The sequence below is a fragment of the Paenibacillus cellulosilyticus genome (assembly GCF_003182255.1).
GTDB classification, from domain to species: domain Bacteria; phylum Bacillota; class Bacilli; order Paenibacillales; family Paenibacillaceae; genus Paenibacillus_T; species Paenibacillus_T cellulosilyticus.
Map to the genome: position 1 here is coordinate 131,030 of NZ_QGTQ01000012.1, position 16,885 is coordinate 147,914.

The 16,885-nt window shown below is 42.1% G+C and carries 15 protein-coding genes; 3 read left to right on the forward strand and 12 right to left on the reverse strand.

What is annotated here, in order from left to right; translation table 11 throughout:
- Positions 1-50: 50 nt before the first annotated feature.
- Complete coding sequence (locus DFQ01_RS16465) at positions 51-1,232, reverse strand: helix-turn-helix domain-containing protein (protein WP_174812662.1); 1,182 nt, start codon at positions 1,230-1,232, stop codon at positions 51-53.
- A gap of 153 nt (positions 1,233-1,385) precedes the next feature.
- On the opposite strand from DFQ01_RS16465, the gene DFQ01_RS16470 reads away from it, so the two are divergent.
- A complete protein-coding gene (locus DFQ01_RS16470) occupies positions 1,386-3,668 on the forward strand; it encodes a glycoside hydrolase family 3 C-terminal domain-containing protein (RefSeq protein ID WP_110044990.1) in 2,283 nt (760 codons plus the stop codon).
- A gap of 274 nt (positions 3,669-3,942) precedes the next feature.
- The gene (locus tag DFQ01_RS16475) at positions 3,943-4,590 is read left to right on the forward strand and encodes a peroxiredoxin-like family protein (RefSeq protein ID WP_110044991.1); all 648 of its coding nucleotides are present in this window, start codon (positions 3,943-3,945) and stop codon (positions 4,588-4,590) included.
- Positions 4,591-4,651: 61 nt separating this feature from the next.
- Here the strand turns inward: DFQ01_RS16475 and DFQ01_RS16480 are convergent, their stop codons facing one another.
- The gene (locus tag DFQ01_RS16480) at positions 4,652-5,257 is read right to left on the reverse strand and encodes a P-loop nucleotide/nucleoside kinase family protein (RefSeq protein WP_110044992.1); all 606 of its coding nucleotides are present in this window, start codon (positions 5,255-5,257) and stop codon (positions 4,652-4,654) included.
- Positions 5,258-6,007: 750 nt separating this feature from the next.
- On the opposite strand from DFQ01_RS16480, the gene DFQ01_RS16485 reads away from it, so the two are divergent.
- The gene (locus DFQ01_RS16485; protein WP_245946737.1) at positions 6,008-6,247 is read left to right on the forward strand and encodes a TetR-like C-terminal domain-containing protein; all 240 of its coding nucleotides are present in this window, start codon (positions 6,008-6,010) and stop codon (positions 6,245-6,247) included.
- Positions 6,248-6,621: 374 nt separating this feature from the next.
- Here DFQ01_RS16485 and DFQ01_RS16490 read toward each other — a convergent pair whose 3' ends face one another.
- The 10 genes from DFQ01_RS16490 to DFQ01_RS16535 all read right to left on the reverse strand — a co-directional run bounded on the left by DFQ01_RS16490 (position 6,622) and on the right by DFQ01_RS16535 (position 16,879).
- Positions 6,622-7,590 carry a fibroblast growth factor gene (locus DFQ01_RS16490; protein ID WP_146216890.1) on the reverse strand — a complete coding sequence of 323 codons (969 nt, stop codon included), beginning with the start codon at positions 7,588-7,590 and terminating at the stop codon, positions 6,622-6,624.
- 50 nt (positions 7,591-7,640) lie between these two features.
- Positions 7,641-9,344, reverse strand: a complete 1,704-nt coding sequence (locus DFQ01_RS16495) for an ABC transporter ATP-binding protein (RefSeq protein ID WP_110044995.1) — start codon at positions 9,342-9,344, stop codon at positions 7,641-7,643.
- Entirely contained in the window at positions 9,331-11,109 is a 1,779-nt protein-coding gene (locus DFQ01_RS16500) for an ABC transporter ATP-binding protein (protein ID WP_110044996.1), read from the reverse strand. Before DFQ01_RS16500 ends, DFQ01_RS16495 begins: the two co-directional genes overlap by 14 nt.
- 101 nt (positions 11,110-11,210) lie before the next feature.
- Positions 11,211-12,491, reverse strand: a complete 1,281-nt coding sequence (gene ectB / locus DFQ01_RS16505) for a diaminobutyrate--2-oxoglutarate transaminase (RefSeq protein ID WP_110044997.1) — start codon at positions 12,489-12,491, stop codon at positions 11,211-11,213.
- Positions 12,492-12,568: 77 nt separating this feature from the next.
- On the reverse strand, positions 12,569-13,105 hold the full coding sequence (ectA, locus tag DFQ01_RS16510; protein WP_245946738.1) for a diaminobutyrate acetyltransferase: 537 nt from the start codon (positions 13,103-13,105) through the stop codon (positions 12,569-12,571).
- 15 nt (positions 13,106-13,120) lie between these two features.
- A complete protein-coding gene (locus tag DFQ01_RS16515) occupies positions 13,121-13,516 on the reverse strand; it encodes an ectoine synthase (RefSeq protein WP_110044998.1) in 396 nt (131 codons plus the stop codon).
- Positions 13,517-13,552: 36 nt separating this feature from the next.
- Positions 13,553-14,374, reverse strand: a complete 822-nt coding sequence (cysQ, locus tag DFQ01_RS16520) for a 3'(2'),5'-bisphosphate nucleotidase CysQ (protein ID WP_110044999.1) — start codon at positions 14,372-14,374, stop codon at positions 13,553-13,555.
- Positions 14,361-15,065, reverse strand: a complete 705-nt coding sequence (cysC, locus tag DFQ01_RS16525) for an adenylyl-sulfate kinase (RefSeq protein WP_245946743.1) — start codon at positions 15,063-15,065, stop codon at positions 14,361-14,363. Before cysC ends, cysQ begins: the two co-directional genes overlap by 14 nt.
- Before the next feature lie 63 nt (positions 15,066-15,128).
- Positions 15,129-15,659 (reverse strand): DinB family protein, encoded by a 531-nt coding sequence (locus tag DFQ01_RS16530; protein ID WP_110045000.1) that lies wholly within the window; start codon positions 15,657-15,659, stop codon positions 15,129-15,131.
- Positions 15,660-15,700: 41 nt separating this feature from the next.
- Positions 15,701-16,879, reverse strand: coding sequence for a DUF4915 domain-containing protein (locus tag DFQ01_RS16535; protein WP_174812663.1), 1,179 nt, complete (start codon positions 16,877-16,879; stop codon positions 15,701-15,703).
- Positions 16,880-16,885 lie beyond the last annotated feature (6 nt).

A 16,885-nucleotide genomic window follows, 5' to 3' on the forward strand; every position in this document is an offset into this window, starting at 1 on the left:
TGAAACGCAACGAACCTCCGGGAATTCCGGAGGTTTGTTTATTGTAAGCACTACTGACCATGTTTCGCGCGGAAACGCATCGGCGTCTCACCGGTTATTTTGCTGAAGCTTTTCGTAAAATGACTTTGATCAAAGAAGTTGAGCCTCGCGCAAATATCGGACAAAGGAAGCTTAGTCAAGGAGAGTAAGCTTTTGGCTTCTTCTACCTTTTGCAACAAAATAAATGCGCTGATCGTCATGCCGGTTTCTTTCTTAAACAAGCGAGACAGGTAGCTCGGGTTCAATTCTACTAGCTTGGCCAATGTGTCCAGTGGAATATCCTCATATAGGTGGTCGAAAATATAGTTCTGGCAACTAACAATAACCCTCGAATAAGACTGTTCCCGCACCGCTCTGACTCGATCGATAAACTCAATCATAGCTTCAAACATTTTGGCGTTTACATCGCTAATGCGGTGAAGATCTTCAATTTGTTGAATATATAGATCGCTGATCGTATAGGCAATCTCCGAATGCAAGCCGCCGTCCATCGCTGCGCGAGTAGACAAGGCAATCGCAGTGATCGCGATATTCTTACTGTTACGAAGCTGGCTATGCCGTGAAAGCGTACCTTGCCCTTTAAGGGGCAAAACCTTCATCATCTGAATGAATTCTTCCTTACGCCCTTTCTTAATGCATTGGAAAAGCTGCTTCTCCATGTTCGAATCATGATGGAGGAAGTTATTCTCCCGGTTCGTGGACAACGTCACCTCTGCGTTTCTTCGCGTAGTGCCATTACTCGGGGCAAGATGGTGCTGATAAATGCTCGTGATCGGTAGCTGCTCGCCATAGATCATGTAGTGGCACAGTGAAGCGAGATGCAGCAGCTGCGTTCTGGAGTAGATCGGCATCTGTTTGTATGCTTTGGCAAGTGACTCCGCTTCTCTAGCAGACATGCCTTGATCGTGTCGCATGCCCTGCAGCACGAGATCGGGTACTTCCTCTAACAAGGAAGGGCCGATAATGAACGTTCCGATCAGTTGATGATCAGAGCTGCGATAAGGGATTAGGGCATATTGTTCCACATTATTCGAAGTCCGCAGCTGCGGGTAGTCGATGGGGTCATGAGGTGGATGCAATCTTAAATCGACTGGGTAATATGCAGAACCTTCTTGATAGCAAAAAGCAACTGAAAGCTGGCTGACACCTGCTAACGATTGGCAAATAAACGGTATGTTAATACGGGTTTGCATGCGTATGGACCTCATCGGAATTAATTGTACTCATGTCAAAATGATACTAAAAATATCATCTATATACCATAATGGCTATTGCGATTTACATATGATTAAGATGAACCTAAGTTGAAAACGCTTCAATAAAATCCGGATAGAGGTGTCTCATTCATGAGTAGAGATTTGCAGCAGCTGATTAGCGAGATGACGTTAGAAGAGAAAGCGAGCCTATGCTCCGGACTCGACTTCTGGAACACGAAACCGATCGAACGACTAGGCATTCCATCTATCATGGTGACGGACGGCCCTCACGGGCTGCGCAAGCAAAAGGGAAGCGGGGATCATCTTGGCCTATTCGACAGCGTGCCGGCTACTTGCTTCCCATCTGCAGCAGGACTAGCCAGCTCGTGGAATCGCGACTTAATTCGAGAAGTCGGAATCGCATTGGGGGAAGAATGCCAAGCGGAGAATGTTGGGGTGCTGCTCGGACCAGGTGTGAATATTAAACGTTCACCGCTGTGCGGACGGAACTTTGAATATTTTTCCGAAGATCCGTATCTCTCGAGCGAAATGGCGGCTAACCATATTATCGGCGTTCAGAGCCAAGGCGTTGGCACGTCGCTGAAGCATTTTGCAGCAAATAATCAGGAGCACCGTCGTATGTCGGTTGATGCCATCGTTGATGAGCGAACGCTTCGTGAAATCTATCTTGCCAGCTTCGAAGGTGCCGTGAAGAAGGGCGAGCCTTGGACAGTCATGTGCTCCTATAACAAAGTGAACGGTGAATTCGCTTCGCAGAATGAGCAGCTCCTTACGAAAATTTTGAAAGAAGAATGGGGGCACGCAGGCTTCGTCGTATCGGACTGGGGTGCGGTTGTAGATCGTGTTCCAGGTCTTGCTGCTGGACTTGAGCTTGAGATGCCGGCCACTGGCGGCGTGAACGACCGCAAAATCGTCGAAGCGGTGCAAAGCGGCCGGTTATCGATAGACGTGCTTGATGAAGCCGTAAGACGTCTGCTAACGGTGATCTTCCAAGCGGCGGATCAGCACAAAGAAGGCTCGCAATACGATCAAGCAGCGCATCATCAGTTGGCACGTAGAGCAGCGGCAGAAAGTATGGTGCTTCTGAAAAATGAGGAAGCCGTGCTGCCACTACCTAAACAAGGCAGCCTTGCGGTAATTGGTGAGTTCTGCTATCGACCACGCTATCAAGGCGGCGGAAGCTCGCATATTGTACCGACGCAGCTGGATAACCTGTATGAGGAAATCGTGCGCAGCGCGGGAGCTGCGGCATCGGTTGTCTATGCGCAAGGCTATAAGCTGGATAGCGATGAATCGGATGATGCGATGATTGCAGAGGCTGCTGCTGCAGCGGCAAGTGCGGATCATGCCGTGCTGTTCATCGGCTTGCCTGACCGGTATGAGTCTGAGGGCTACGATCGTTCGCATCTTCAGATTCCGGCAAACCAGCAGCAGCTAGTTGCAGAGATTGCGAAGGTTCAGCTGAATTTAATCGTTGTGCTGTGCAATGGTGCTCCGATTGAGATGCCATGGCTGCCTCATGCGAAGGCTGTCCTTGAAGGCTATCTCGGCGGCCAAGCGCTTGGCGGCGCGTTCGCTGATCTTCTGTTCGGTGATGTGAATCCCAGCGGCAAACTTGCAGAGACATTCCCGAAGAAGCTGAGCCATAACCCATCGCATTTGAACTTCCCAGGCCACAATGACCGTGTGGAATACCATGAAGGCGGATTTGTGGGATATCGTTACTACGACATGAAGGAAATCGAGCCTTTATTCCCGTTCGGATATGGTCTTAGTTATACACAGTTTGAGTACTCGAATTTATCCGTAAGCCGGAAGAGCTTGAAGGATACGGATACAGTAGAAGTCCGTTTAACGGTACATAATGTGGGTACCGTTGCGGGCAAAGAGATTGTACAGCTATATGTGCATGACAAAGAGAGCACTGTCGTACGTCCGAAGCAGGAGCTGAAAGGCTTCGTGAAGGTTGATCTTGCACCTGGGGAAGGGTCAACGGTGCAGATGACGCTGGATAAGCGTGCTTTTGCCTACTACAACACAACACTAGGCGATTGGCATGTGGAGAGCGGCGAGTTCGAACTGCGCATCGGCAAATCGTCTCAAGACATCATGCTTACGGAGACGATTACAGTGGAATCTACGGTACCGGTAAGCAGCCCATTTACTCGTCATTCGACGCTTGGTGATCTGCTGAAAGATCCAGTAGGGGCTCAAGTTGTTGGGCAGATGATGCAGCAGTTCCAGGCTCAATCGACTACGGCGTCGTTAGCGGAAGAGGCGCCGGATATGATGATGGCGATGATGCAGTTCATGCCGATTCGTGCGATGGTGACGTTCTCGCAAGGTGCTTTTACCGAGCAAATGCTTGATGGGTTGTTAACGCAGCTGAATGGAGCTGCCGTAGAGAGCTAGTACACGAAGTTAAGGCATCGGAGGATACGAATTCATCATGGCAGCTCGCGCAGAGATTTAAATCTCGAGTAAGTGCTACTCGCCTATACACCTGTATCAAAGGAGAACAATCCCTTTGGTGCAGGTGTGTTTTTTATAAAAGGAAAGCTCGTGTATAACCTGATATTTGGCTATTGCTAATTGTTGGATGTCTGATACAATATAAGATACCGAACGGTATCTTTTTGACGCTAGATAAAACATGGATAGAGAAACCTATGGGGAGTGAAGAGCCATGACGATGAGGGAAGAGCTGGAACAAGCGAAAGCTAGTTTTATTGCAAGGCTGCCGGAAGAAGCGCAGCATGCTGTGTTTGGTCACATAAAGGATCAACTTGATTCGGGTCAAGCGTTCGGTCTGCGGGTAGGGGAACAAGCGCCTAATTTTACATTGACTGGTCCGCATGGGGAGCCGATTACACTGAACGAAGAGCTTGCGACAGGTCCCGTTGCGTTAACATTCTATCGTGGTAGTTGGTGTCCATATTGCAACATTGAGCTTCGTGCTTATGAGCAGAGAATATCTGAAATTCGAAATCTTGGTGCGCAGCTTATTGCCATATCACCGCAAAATCCAGACCATACGTTGACGCAGAAAGAGAAAGAACAGTTATCGTATCATGTATTGAGTGATTCCAATGGTCAAGTGGCAGCCCGTTATCGACTATTATTCGAGCTTCCGAGCAATCTTCAGCATACATTCCTTACTGTCATGAAGCGGGATCTGACGATATTCAACGCGACGGATCGATGGATATTGCCAGTTCCTGCAACGTATATTATTGATCGAGAAGGGATCGTTCGTTATGCCGCGTCGAATCCGGATTTCATGCAGCGAACAGATCCGCAGATCGTTATCGATGAGTTAAAGAAGCTTCTGTAAAAATAAAAAGCCGATGGCGGATTGTCCGCCATCGGCTTTGCTGCATCATGGTAGTTGCTTCTTATAGAGTGACCGTTTGCTTGCCTTCAACGAATTGGAACAATGTTTCGACTTTCTCGTCTGTCAGCACACCGCTGTTATCGAATACGGTAATCGACGATTGCGGAATGTCCCAATTGACTTCCGGAACGAATTGAACGCGTGTTGCGAACGAATCCCAGTTGTCGAGCTTCCATTGGTCGCGAACGGTTTGACGGTCGATAATCCGCGTACGCTGCGTCTCCATATCAGACAGTGTAACGACGACAACTTTCACATCGACGTCGGAGCGGGACAGACCAGCAGCGCTGATAACGTCTTCGATCCATTGTTTGTTCTTCAGCTCAGCCGTGAATGGGCTGATCATGAAGACGTTCTGACCAGCTGCGAGGTTCTCGATGCAGATGTCTTTCGTCGTATCATACTCGAGGTCACGCAGGTTCTTCTTATAGAAATCAGAGTCACGGTCATTCGGATCAAGACCGTTCTGAACGAGCATGTGCTCAACGAAGCGTCCGCCAACCGTATCACGATCGAGGAAAGCTGCAGGAATACGATTCGATAACTTGCGTGCAACGGTCGTTTTACCCGTGCCGGCCACGCCTACGAAGAAAATAAGCTTTTGCAATGTAATAGCCTCCACATATGTTGATAGATTGAATTATTATAGCATTGTTTGGAGGAGAACTAAATAGCATGTCCATTTGTTTACATAAATATGATTATGTTTAAATATTGGGGCAGCAGTATGGCTGCAGCTAAGACATATTGATTGTAAAGTGCAGAGTAAGAGTGTAAAAGGTGAAGGTTACATAAATGACGTTATGTAATAACCGAGGATCGGGATGAAATAAGTGAATTCATGAATAACAGATGTAAACGTTTTCACGACTGGAGAATAAATGATCAATTGTAATGTAATAATGTGACTGTAAGGATACTTACAGCAGCTGATGAAAACAACTAATGAAAAATTTGTAGATTGGAATTTGTACTGGGATGAAATTCGATGATATGTAAATGAGCTACACAAATATCCAAACGACCAATCCAAACCCGGATGTGTGAAATTGAATTGGATTAAACTCGAATCGATTTAATCCAACAACTCTGGATTAAAGATTGAGATTTAAATCAGATTACGAAACGAATGATTCGATGATTGATGATGATTGTTTAAAGAAAAAGCAATTTATGTTTAAAGAAAAAACAAATTAAACGTAACAAAGAAAACAAATGAACAACAATAAGAAAGAGCTTAAATTGGTTGAATTAATGGCCACCTGGATGTTCCGTATATACTTTTTCACAAAACCCGTATTTTATACATATGTATATAGTGCGGGATAACTTTCCGGTACAATCTTTTGCATCATCCATGTCTAGTGCGAGTAAAGGGGCTCCTTCTTTTCACAATAAGTTTATCGCGTTTCTTATCGAGGAATTCAAAGATGAAATGGACAAAGTGAAAAATAAAGGTCTTAGTGAAGATGTTATCGTTAAATTCGCTGCTAATGCATACGTAGGGGTATTGGTATCGTGGTTAAAAGAAGGAATGCCTTCTTCTCCTGATATTATGGCAAAAGAATTGGGGATCTTGTTGGAGAGAATTGTCTAAATTAATAAGTGCTAGAATATCAGTTCTTCCTTTTTGAAGAACTGATTTCTTCTGTAATGATCTGAGTCCGGTCCTGGGCGTTTATTCAACTATCTTGCCCGTTAGAGTAACGACGGCAGCCGATCGTTCGGAGGCTGCCTAATACACTTTTGAACTACTGCCTGGATTATATCAAGGAGCAACTTGTACAGAATGCTTACTACCTAAAGGCATTGGACAAGCCCAGCAAGCTCTTTGCCTATGTCGATCAAGCTCTTTGCTGTTCTAAACACACCTGCTTATTTCATTATGGGATTTCACTCCTTTTATCAAAATGGGTCAGGCAGTGGGATAATGGCCTGACCCTCCGCATTATTCGTCTTTAACTGTTACTGTTATAAATATAAACGGTCCTTCACTTCCATCAATATTTGTTTTTCTTCACTCAGTCCTTCTACGATATGGGAATGAATTTTCGTAAGTAGTTTATTTTCTTTCGTTATATTGTACTTAAGAGCTAAATTTCTTAAAGATTCAAACTTATCGCGAATACTTCGGTAGCTATCCAAGAGGCATTGGCCTTCCGATAAAACATTGTGTTGAATTAAATAATTAATTCGGCTAAACATCAGATGCTTGTGCTCCCAGAATAAATGGAAAGCCCTTATATCTATCTTTTGATCAGCTACATTCTCTACTGAAAATAGTATTGCTTTCTGACCGAATAACGTCCTTTCTTTGAAAGAAACATCCATTGAACATGTGGAATCAAGATAATTGTTAAGTGACTGTGCAATTTGAGATATATTTATATTGTATTTATTTTCTTCTTTTAAACTTAACAAATGAACATCAAGGTAAAAATTATTGTCAGTATCAACTGCGTTGTAGCCTAACTCTATTTCTTCAAAAGTACAAACGGTTTGTATGTACTTCCCATTCTGCAAGTTATCTGCAACTAAGAGTTCTCTAGTTTCAATGTTATACCCATATATAAATATCTCATGTATACATGGACTTTTTTTATAAAACTCCTTAGCAGCCGAAATGTGATATCGATCAACAAATAGATATAGATAGTTACCCGAGTTTAAGGAATCAATTATTAATTCTACAATGGAGTTCCACTTGCTTTCGATAAAATATTTAGGTATAACATGATGATCTAACCACGGGCAATTGTCGATCAATAAATGATGATGATCGAAAAAATAAACATTCCAATCGTATACATATCGTATCTGTATGAAATTGTTATACATCCAAGGCCAGCATTGTTCCTTATTTGAAATAATTGAAGTTATGCTGCCATATATATTGAAGGTATTAATAATTGTATCGTGTACGGGTAATTCTACTTTCATAATACTCCCCCTATGGATACATCCAGCTTCCTGCATTAGTTCTAGCGTGGTCATTGCGCATGAATTAGTCTATAATACTCCTTTTCATTCCTGATTAGCTGCTCATGATTGCCTTGTTCTACTACTTGCCCGTTGCTAATTACATATATTAATTGGGAATCAATGATTGTTGATAAGCGATGGGCAACCATAATGGTCGTTGTATTGTCTCGAAACTGCTGAAGATTAAACAATACTTGTCTTTCCGTTTCCATATCCAGAGCTGAGGTTGCTTCATCCATCAGTAAAATTTCCGGTTTACCAATCAAAGCTCTCGCAATTGCGATTCGTTGACGCTGGCCTCCCGATAATTTAACGCCTCTTTCACCAATATCAGTATCGTATCCATTCGATAAGCTGCATATATATTCGTGAATTTGTGCAACCCGACAAACTTCAATAATCTCATCATCTGAATAGTTGCGTCCAAGCAAAATATTTTCGCGGATCGTATCCGAAAACATATACGGATCTTGTGGGACAACCGCTGTTCTTGAAACCCATTCTTGTGAAGAAATTCTATTTAATGGCACATCATTTACGAGTATCGAGCCTTCATCAGGCTCATAATAGCGGCTAAACATATGAATAATGGTAGACTTTCCACCCCCGCTCCCGCCAACCAAACTAATCTTTTGACCGATTGGGAACTTGATATCTAATTGATTGAGTGTAACTTTCTCCTTGTTATACTGGAATACCACATTTTTCATTTCCAGATGTTTTATAGGCCCTTCAATGACCTTATTTCCCATTGATAGTTGTGGACCGCTTTCCAATGAACGAATCTGATCGATATAAGCCATATCGCCCGATATTTTCATGATCGATTGAAATAGACTAATAAACAAGTCAGTGAATTGGGTATTGAATTGAAGAAAAATCACCAATGTTCCAATTGACATCGTTCCATTGATCGTTTCATATCCACCAAACCCCAGTACAGTAAGGATCACCATCCATTTTAATGGATCTGTATATAGCATTTGCCTATTGATTAGTTTTCCCTCTCTGGTCACTTCCCTAAAATAGCTTTGAAACAGCGTATCATATATTTCACGTTCCCAGTCCATTCGATGATACGCTATTACTTCGCGGGTCGAGGATATTCCCTCTTCCATCCGTACGATTAAATCCTTTTTTTTAGTTAATATTTGATCTCTATTATTTTTCAATATCGGTGCAAACTGTCGCCCGATGAGCACATATACGATAGAAACAATACATACAAATAAAAGAAACAGTGGAGAAATCGACCCTAAAATTATAGTGACGATTAGCAACTGAATTGCCTCTTGCAGCATAATTCTTGGTATTCTCCAACATAGCAAATTGCCGACTTCAATCGCCGTTGTTGTAAGTGTCTGAATATATTCTCCGATTCGATTGGACTGGATAATACGAAGCGGCATCCGTTGAATCGTTTCTATTAGCTTAAGTACGATTGATTTGCTTAAATAATATTCGTTGCGTATTGCCACGAAACTGCTAAGCGAGAACATGATGGAATGAATGACAGCAGCGCCTGCAAAACCGGAAAGAAGGATAGCGAACAAACGATAATTGCCTGTAACAAAAACACTGTCGATCATATACTTTTGCAAATAAACGACCGAAGTAGAAGACAACGCTTCAATAAGAACAAGGAGAATCGTCAATAAATATCCCCATTTAATAATTTTACAAACTTGCGCCCCCCATTTAAGATACCCCATTCAGTAGATTCTCCTTTAGATCGTCCCGTTGTCCTTCAACTAATTCGTATAGAAACCCTCTTTGTTTCATTAATTGTTCGAATGTACCCATTTCCGCTGCTTTGCCGTCATGAATAACAACGATCTTGTCGAAGTCCATTACTGTAGATAGCCTGTGAGCGATTACGATAGTTGTTTTATCGATTGTGATTCGATCCAATGCCCTCTTAATCATGATCTCGCTTGAATTATCGAGGGCAGATGTTGCTTCATCCAACAATAGTATAGAAGGCTGCATAAGAAATAGCCGTGCTATTGAAATCCGCTGTTTCTGCCCGCCAGAAAGATTAATACCTCTCTCTCCAACGATTGTGTCATATTGCTCGGGGAGTTTCTCAATAAACTCATCGGCAAAAGCTGCTTTTGCCGATGCCATTATCTGTTCATCCGTTGCATGTGGCATTCCGAATCGGATGTTATCTTTTATGGATCCCCCAAACAAATAAGCATCCTGGAAAACATATCCGACCGTAGATCTCAATTGTTCAAACGATAACTGATTGATCGGAACTCCATCAAGTACAATTTCACCCTCAGCTACATCATAGAATCGTCCAATAAGTTTAAATAAGGTAGACTTGCCATTCCCGCTCGTACCTACAAAAGCCACCTTTTCTCCAGGCTTTATATGTAAGTTGAATCCTTTAATTAATGTTTCGTTCTGAGCATACCCGAATCGAACATTTTTAAATATCAATTCGCCTTTTACATCATTCAGCTTGACAGGGTTGGCGGGCTCACACACTTCGACAGGCATATGATAGAACTCATATAACGTTTTAATTTGCGCAACAATGTTTTTCTGTTCAGTTATCGACGTTACAAGGAATGTTAGCCTTAGCATGGCAGTGAAATATAATAGTACAAATGCAACCAGTCCGCCTGTTGAAATTAAATCATGCTTAATAAATTGAAAACCCAAATAAAATATCGCTGCTGCACCAAGATAGGACACCAATCTACGATAGCTTCCTCGCATATTGGTGATGATCATGCCGGAACGCATACTTTTGGAATATTGCTCAAAAGCACTAATACACTTCGCCTTATCCCACAGTTCTGCACCAAACGCTCTAAAATCTCGAATTCCTGATAAGCTTTCATATACTCTTTGTCCAAATATCATTCGATTGCGAGAAACTCGCTGGAAAGCATCAGCTGTTTTTCTTTCCAAATATGGCCCAATAGCATAATAAACTAATAGGCATGGAATCAAAATCATTGTCAAATAAATATTTATAGACACCATATACATAGTAGAAATCGTAACGAAAAGAAAATGATTAATCATGGAAGGCAGATGGGATCGATATAATTCCAGAACAATAGCTACCTCGGTATTCAACAGCGATAAGGTCTTGCCAGCTGGATTTTTCTCATAATAAGAAAATCCTAATTGCCTAAGCTTGATAAACATCGAATATTGAAGATCTCGGGACGTTTTTTCAGAAATAGAGCGTTCAAAAATATTGCCAAATGACTTTGTAATATAGACTAGTATGTAAGCCACAAGCAAAGTAACCATTAGGATTCCAAATAATTTTATATTGCGATATGGCAATACGTTATCGATAAGAATTTGTACAAGTTTTGGAATAACATTCTCCGCAGCTGTTGTGATCATGATACATATAATTAACAAAACAATTTCTTTTTTATACGATTTCAAGTAGGATAAGGCCCAAAGATAAGACTTCCAATCGAGTCTTTTTTTCTTATCGTGCATGTTGTCATTGTATCCCCATTCTATGTAATTAAAATCTGTCTTCTAATAGACAAACCTATTTCTCCCCCCCTGTGGTAGTTCCCTGGGTAAGGGAACTCGTGTTAGTTATTGCTGCACGCCTCCACACTATCCGCCAAAATCCTCAAGCCCCTCATAAGTCCTTCGTTGTCAATCGTTAGAGGAGGCATGATTTTGACTACCTCTTTATCCGCCCCTGAGGTCTCCATAATCAGCCCAAGTTCGAAAGCTACTCTACATACTTGGTCCGCCAGACCATCAGTACCGAAGGCAATTCCCTGCATAAGACCTCTTCCCCGTACTTCCCCTTTCATCTCCGGATACTTGCGCGCCAAATCCTCCAGAAAAAGCCGAACCGTCCTTCCGTGACTGTTCACGCTTGTGCTAAGTTCATCGTTCTCCCAGTAAGTCAGTGCCTCTGCAGCAGTAATGAATGCCAGATTATTACCACGGAAGGTGCCATTATGTTCTCCAGGCTTCCAAATGTCCAATTCCGGCTTTATCAGGGTAATAGCCATGGGCAATCCATAGCCTCCAATCGATTTGGACAAACAAACAATATCAGGTTCTATTCCAGCCTCTTCGAAACTAAAGAACGTTCCCGTTCTGCCGCAGCCAGCCTGGACATCATCGACGATCAGCAGAATGTCCTGCCGTTGGCACAATTCCGCGATTCTTCTTAACCAATCATAATCAGCAACGTTAATGCCGCCTTCTCCTTGAACCGTTTCTAGAATAATGGCTGCCGGCACGGATATACCGCTCCCCTTGTCATTCAGCAGCTTTGCTATATAGTCAACAGTATCTACTTCATCACCATAGTAATTATCAAATGGGACAAATACGGTGTGTTCCAGTGGAACGCCGGCACCATCTCTTTTGAACTTATTACCGGTTACAGCCAGAGAACCAAGCGTCATGCCATGAAAGGCATTTGTAAAGCTCATAATTGTTTTTCGGTTTTTAACTTTTCTGGCCAGCTTCAACGCACTTTCCACCGAATTCGAGCCTGTCGGACCGGGAAACATAACCTTATATTTCAGACCGCGAGGTTTTAAAATCACTTCATTAAATTGTGCTAGAAAGTTAGCTTTAGCCGAAGTCGCCATGTCCAAACTATGTGTTATCCCGTCGTTCATCATATAATCGATAAGTTTCTTCTTTAGCTTAGGATTGTTATGCCCATAATTCAGGGCGCCGGCGCCGGCAAAAAAATCGATATATTCCCTCCCGTCGATATTGCGAAGTATATAATTGTACGCTTGTGTAAATATAGTCGGGAAACTTCTGCAATAGCTTCTTACCTCGGACTCGAGCTCTTCGATAATATTCATCCCTGGCTTCTTAAACATTAAAGCTTCCATGCCGGTTCCTCCTTAACAACTTTGTTCGTAATTGCTTTCAATATTGCGGGGGACAAGCATTATAAGCCGGTCCAGTCCTAACTTCGTAATTGAATTCGTATCCATTTTTCTTCCTCGTGAGCGCCCTCTGGGAATAAATTAGATGAGTATCCGTTATATTGTTCAATGGTCGAGCCAAGCTCCTTCGCTAATCGCCCGAATAACGATTTGGAGGGAGTGTTAGAAGGTGATATCGTCGTTTCAATCGTGCGAACTTCCGAATTTTCATCACGCTCAAGCAATTCCTTTAGCAAGGAGATGCCTATGCCTTGCCCTCTATGCGATTTGGCGACTGCAATTTGCCAGATAAACAGAGTATTCTCTCGCTCGCTCGGATGAAAGCTTGAAACAAAGCCTACAATTTTTCCGTTCTGTTCAGCCACAGCGCAAGTTCCCCTGAACAAATCGCACAACATAATGTAACTGTATGCTGAATTTACATCTAAAACTTCGGCATGTTTCACTAATTCCCATACTTTCGCCCCGTCCTCAGCAGATGGTTTGCGAATCAGCACGCTCTGATTAGCGGGAATACTGCAACGTTGGTTGATGACATAAAAAATATTGCTGATCAAATCATTTACCCCTTCTCAATCTTCAAAGCTTAATGCATATGCTCCATCCTCGTCATGTACCTCGCGTCCGGTACATGGGGGATTGAACACACATATCATGCGCATATCGCTATCGGTATTTGCTCTTAGAAAATGCTTTTCGTTCCCATTTAATGCGTATAGCGTACCCGGCTTGATCGGATACGTTGTATTCTCTGCTAATACTTCAATTTCCCCTTCTCCTTCAATACAGTAAACCGCTTCTACATGGTGCTTATACCAGATCATCGTCTCTGTTCCCGCCTTGATGATTGTATCGTGAAGAGAGAACCCCATTCCGTCTTTTCTTAGAAGCAGACGACGGCTGTTCCAGGTCGAAGTATCTACGTCATTTTCTGTCCCCAAAATATCTTCCAAATGTTTAACAATCATGTAAGCCGCTCCTCAATATACTTTTTAATATCTAACTTATTGCACAGGGTATTGTTTACTTCTGACAAGAAACCAGCCATTCACCAAATCGATACGATTGTAATAAAACCGTTCATTATCCTCATATCTTGTCACTGTTCCACCAGCAGCTTCTACTATTGCTTGCCCCGCCCCGGTATCCCATTCCTTAGTCGGTGCATACCTCGGGTAAAAGTCTGCTTTCCCCTCTGCAACCAAACAAAATTTCAATGAGCTTCCTGATGAAACAACTTCGATTTGTCCATGTACTGCTTCCAACTTGTCAATAAAGTCTTCTGTTTCCGGCGTCATATGCGATCTGCTAGCAACAACTCGAGTGACAGAACGCTCATTGAATTCAGAAAGTTTAATGCTTAAATTCATTAACTCGTCTTCGTTCGTTATAGATGCCTCAGAGGCGCGTTCCAGTTTGTAGGCAGCATCACCAACACGTCCAAAATAAAACACATCTAAAACCGGCGCATAGATGATACCTATTGAAGGATAGCTCCCTTCGATCAAAGCAATATTAACGGTGAATTCTCCATTTTTCTTAATAAATTCCTTTGTTCCATCTAACGGGTCCACAAGCCAAAAGCGCTCCCACTCACGACGTTCATCGTATGGAACATGTCTGCCTTCTTCGCTCAATACAGGAATGTTGGGGTCCAATGCTGTTAATCCCTTCATTATCGTAGCGTGTGCTCTTTGATCCGCAATTGTTAACGGGAAACTATCGTCCTTATATTCCACATCAAAATCTTGCTCGTATACTTTTAATATTTCATTTCCTGCTTCCAGAGAAATATGAAATAAGTGGTGTAAATTAATATGTTCCACCTTCTATCATCCCGACTTCCCCTATCATCTTCATGACAGACTCTTGTTCGACATCTCGCGTTAAGTAGCCTACAATTTTTGTCATTATATGATCTGTTGCTTCTTGCAATGAATAATGACACGTATTGATTTCAATATCAGGATTTATCGGTAATTCATATGGACTGGAGATACCAGTGAAATGTGGAATTTCCCCTGTTCGCGCTCTTTTATACAAGCCTTTAACATCGCGTTTCTCACACTCAACAAGTGGAGTGCTGACGTAAATTTCTATATATTCCTTGCCAATTATTTCTCTCGCATTTGTACGATCTCGTTCGTAAGGGGAAATAAACGACGCCAATGTAATTAATCCTGCATCATTCATCAGCTTTGCTACTTCCGCAATTCGGCGAATATTTTCCACCCGGTCACTTTCTTGAAAGCCTAAATTTTTGTTAAGACCGTGTCGAACGTTATCGCCATCCAGCAGCATCGTATGGTACCCGCTATTCACCAGCCGTTTTTCAACTTCGTTGGCAAGCGTCGACTTTCCCGAACCGGAAAGCCCCGTAAACCATAATGTTAACGGCGTTTGCATTTTTTGCCGAGATCGGATCTCTCTTGTGATAACAGTCTCTTGCCATACAATATTCGTTGAACTATGATGCAATTGCTGCATGGCCTCATATGTCGATGCGACATTGGACATTCGATCCCCCACCCCATGCATAATGCTTTAAATGAATCAAATTGTCGTCAACATTACCCAATTCTATTCTGTAGTTAAATTTTGCTTATACCATCTTCTAAGTTGATTAATATGAGCCTGATGATAACGGCTATGGTCAGCCATATGCCATAATCCCCACCGAATCGTTGCTTGCTTTTCGTTCTCATGTCCAAACCTAACAACGTTATCAAGATCAGAGTCGTGTAATTGTTGGCATGTTTCTTCCAACATTACGATTACAGTTTCATATTGAGATATAAGTGTATCCCAGGCTGTACCCTTAATCATCGGCAGCTTGTTATTCACATCGATCAGAGGGCCGTATTGGTCTCTCAAAGCATTTGGAAGAGATTGTCCTTTTATTCGATAGATCCAATTTAGATCTACGTACATAACATGTCTCATTAGCTGGGCAGTACTATTGTAGTTAGTATTCGGACCTTTATAATCCACTTCTTCTTGTGACATGCCATCAGTTATCAATTTTAGTCGTTCACTGTTTTCTTTTACGGCCGAATATAACATTCCTACAATCGGAGACATGCTGGCATCACCTTTTAAATCGAAGAACATCTATACTTTCCCTCCCCTGCTTTTAACAAAGTGTTACTATACTACTTGACAAGAATTATTCCGTATACGTTATCAGTATCCAACTTTATCATTCTTGTTGTTCTATGCATAGGATCAAAGATATGTATTCCCGCATCCATCGAGACGCTTGTTACTGTGTCGGCAATTGCATTTCTAAAAGTACTTTGTCCGATATATAATAACTTGCCGTCAAATTCAATTCCCCTTGTGAACCCTCCATATGTCACTAGCTCTTTGTTCTTCATCATCACATTGAAATTCAACGATTCGCAATAATAAAGGTCTCCATTAAAAACCTTCACACTATGCGGAAAGTTAAGGTTTTCTTTCAATATATTCTTTGGTTCCAATGTCTCTTTATCTAGTTCAACGATCGCGCCATCCTGTCTATCGGTCCAAAGATTTTTAGTTAATCCCTTCATGGAGAGCATGGAAAGATAGATACTCTCTTCATCTACAAAAATGTCATTGATATGATTTAAATCTTCATCCGTTTTACTAAAACTAATTCTTTTCTCAATTGTCATGCTATGCTCGTTATATACCGTTAACGTGTTGGTTGCTGTTTCGATGATATAATAATGCCCGTCATCATAGACGACACCATGCAGATCATAATCGCTATCGTGCAGCCTCTCCTCCCTATATAGGGAGAACTTGTCATCTAAAAAGAACATTGACGCTTCATTCAACACACAATAGCCGTGTGGCGTATAACTAATACCTCTAAAATCCCCGCTCATTAGTTTGGTGATCTTATCGTCCCGCAGATTTATATGAAATACCCCTCCCCCAGTTCCACAGCAAGAAACAAGAAGCTCTTTCTCAGGATGAAGTCCCGTTGGAACCGGAACATTCTGAAGCGCATACATAAAATCTACATTTTCACAAAATCCCCAGTTCGTAAGTTGGGAATATGCCTCATAGTAATGAGAAGTAGTGATAAGTATGAATATACGATCTTTATTTTCATGTAGTAAGCAACTCGGATCCTTAATTTCCAACCCTTGTTCGGTGCAAGTCCCCCAATTTTTCTGATCGACATCTACAGCATATTTTATTTTATTGAGGGGCAAGCTGCTAAACACTTTATCCAATCCGCTTCCAGTCCCGAACACAATAATTTCTTCTTTTTCCGAAGCTATCAAGCTTTGTTTAAGATTAAGCATATGTCTAAAATTTAAAAACCTCTTATCCATTAGCTT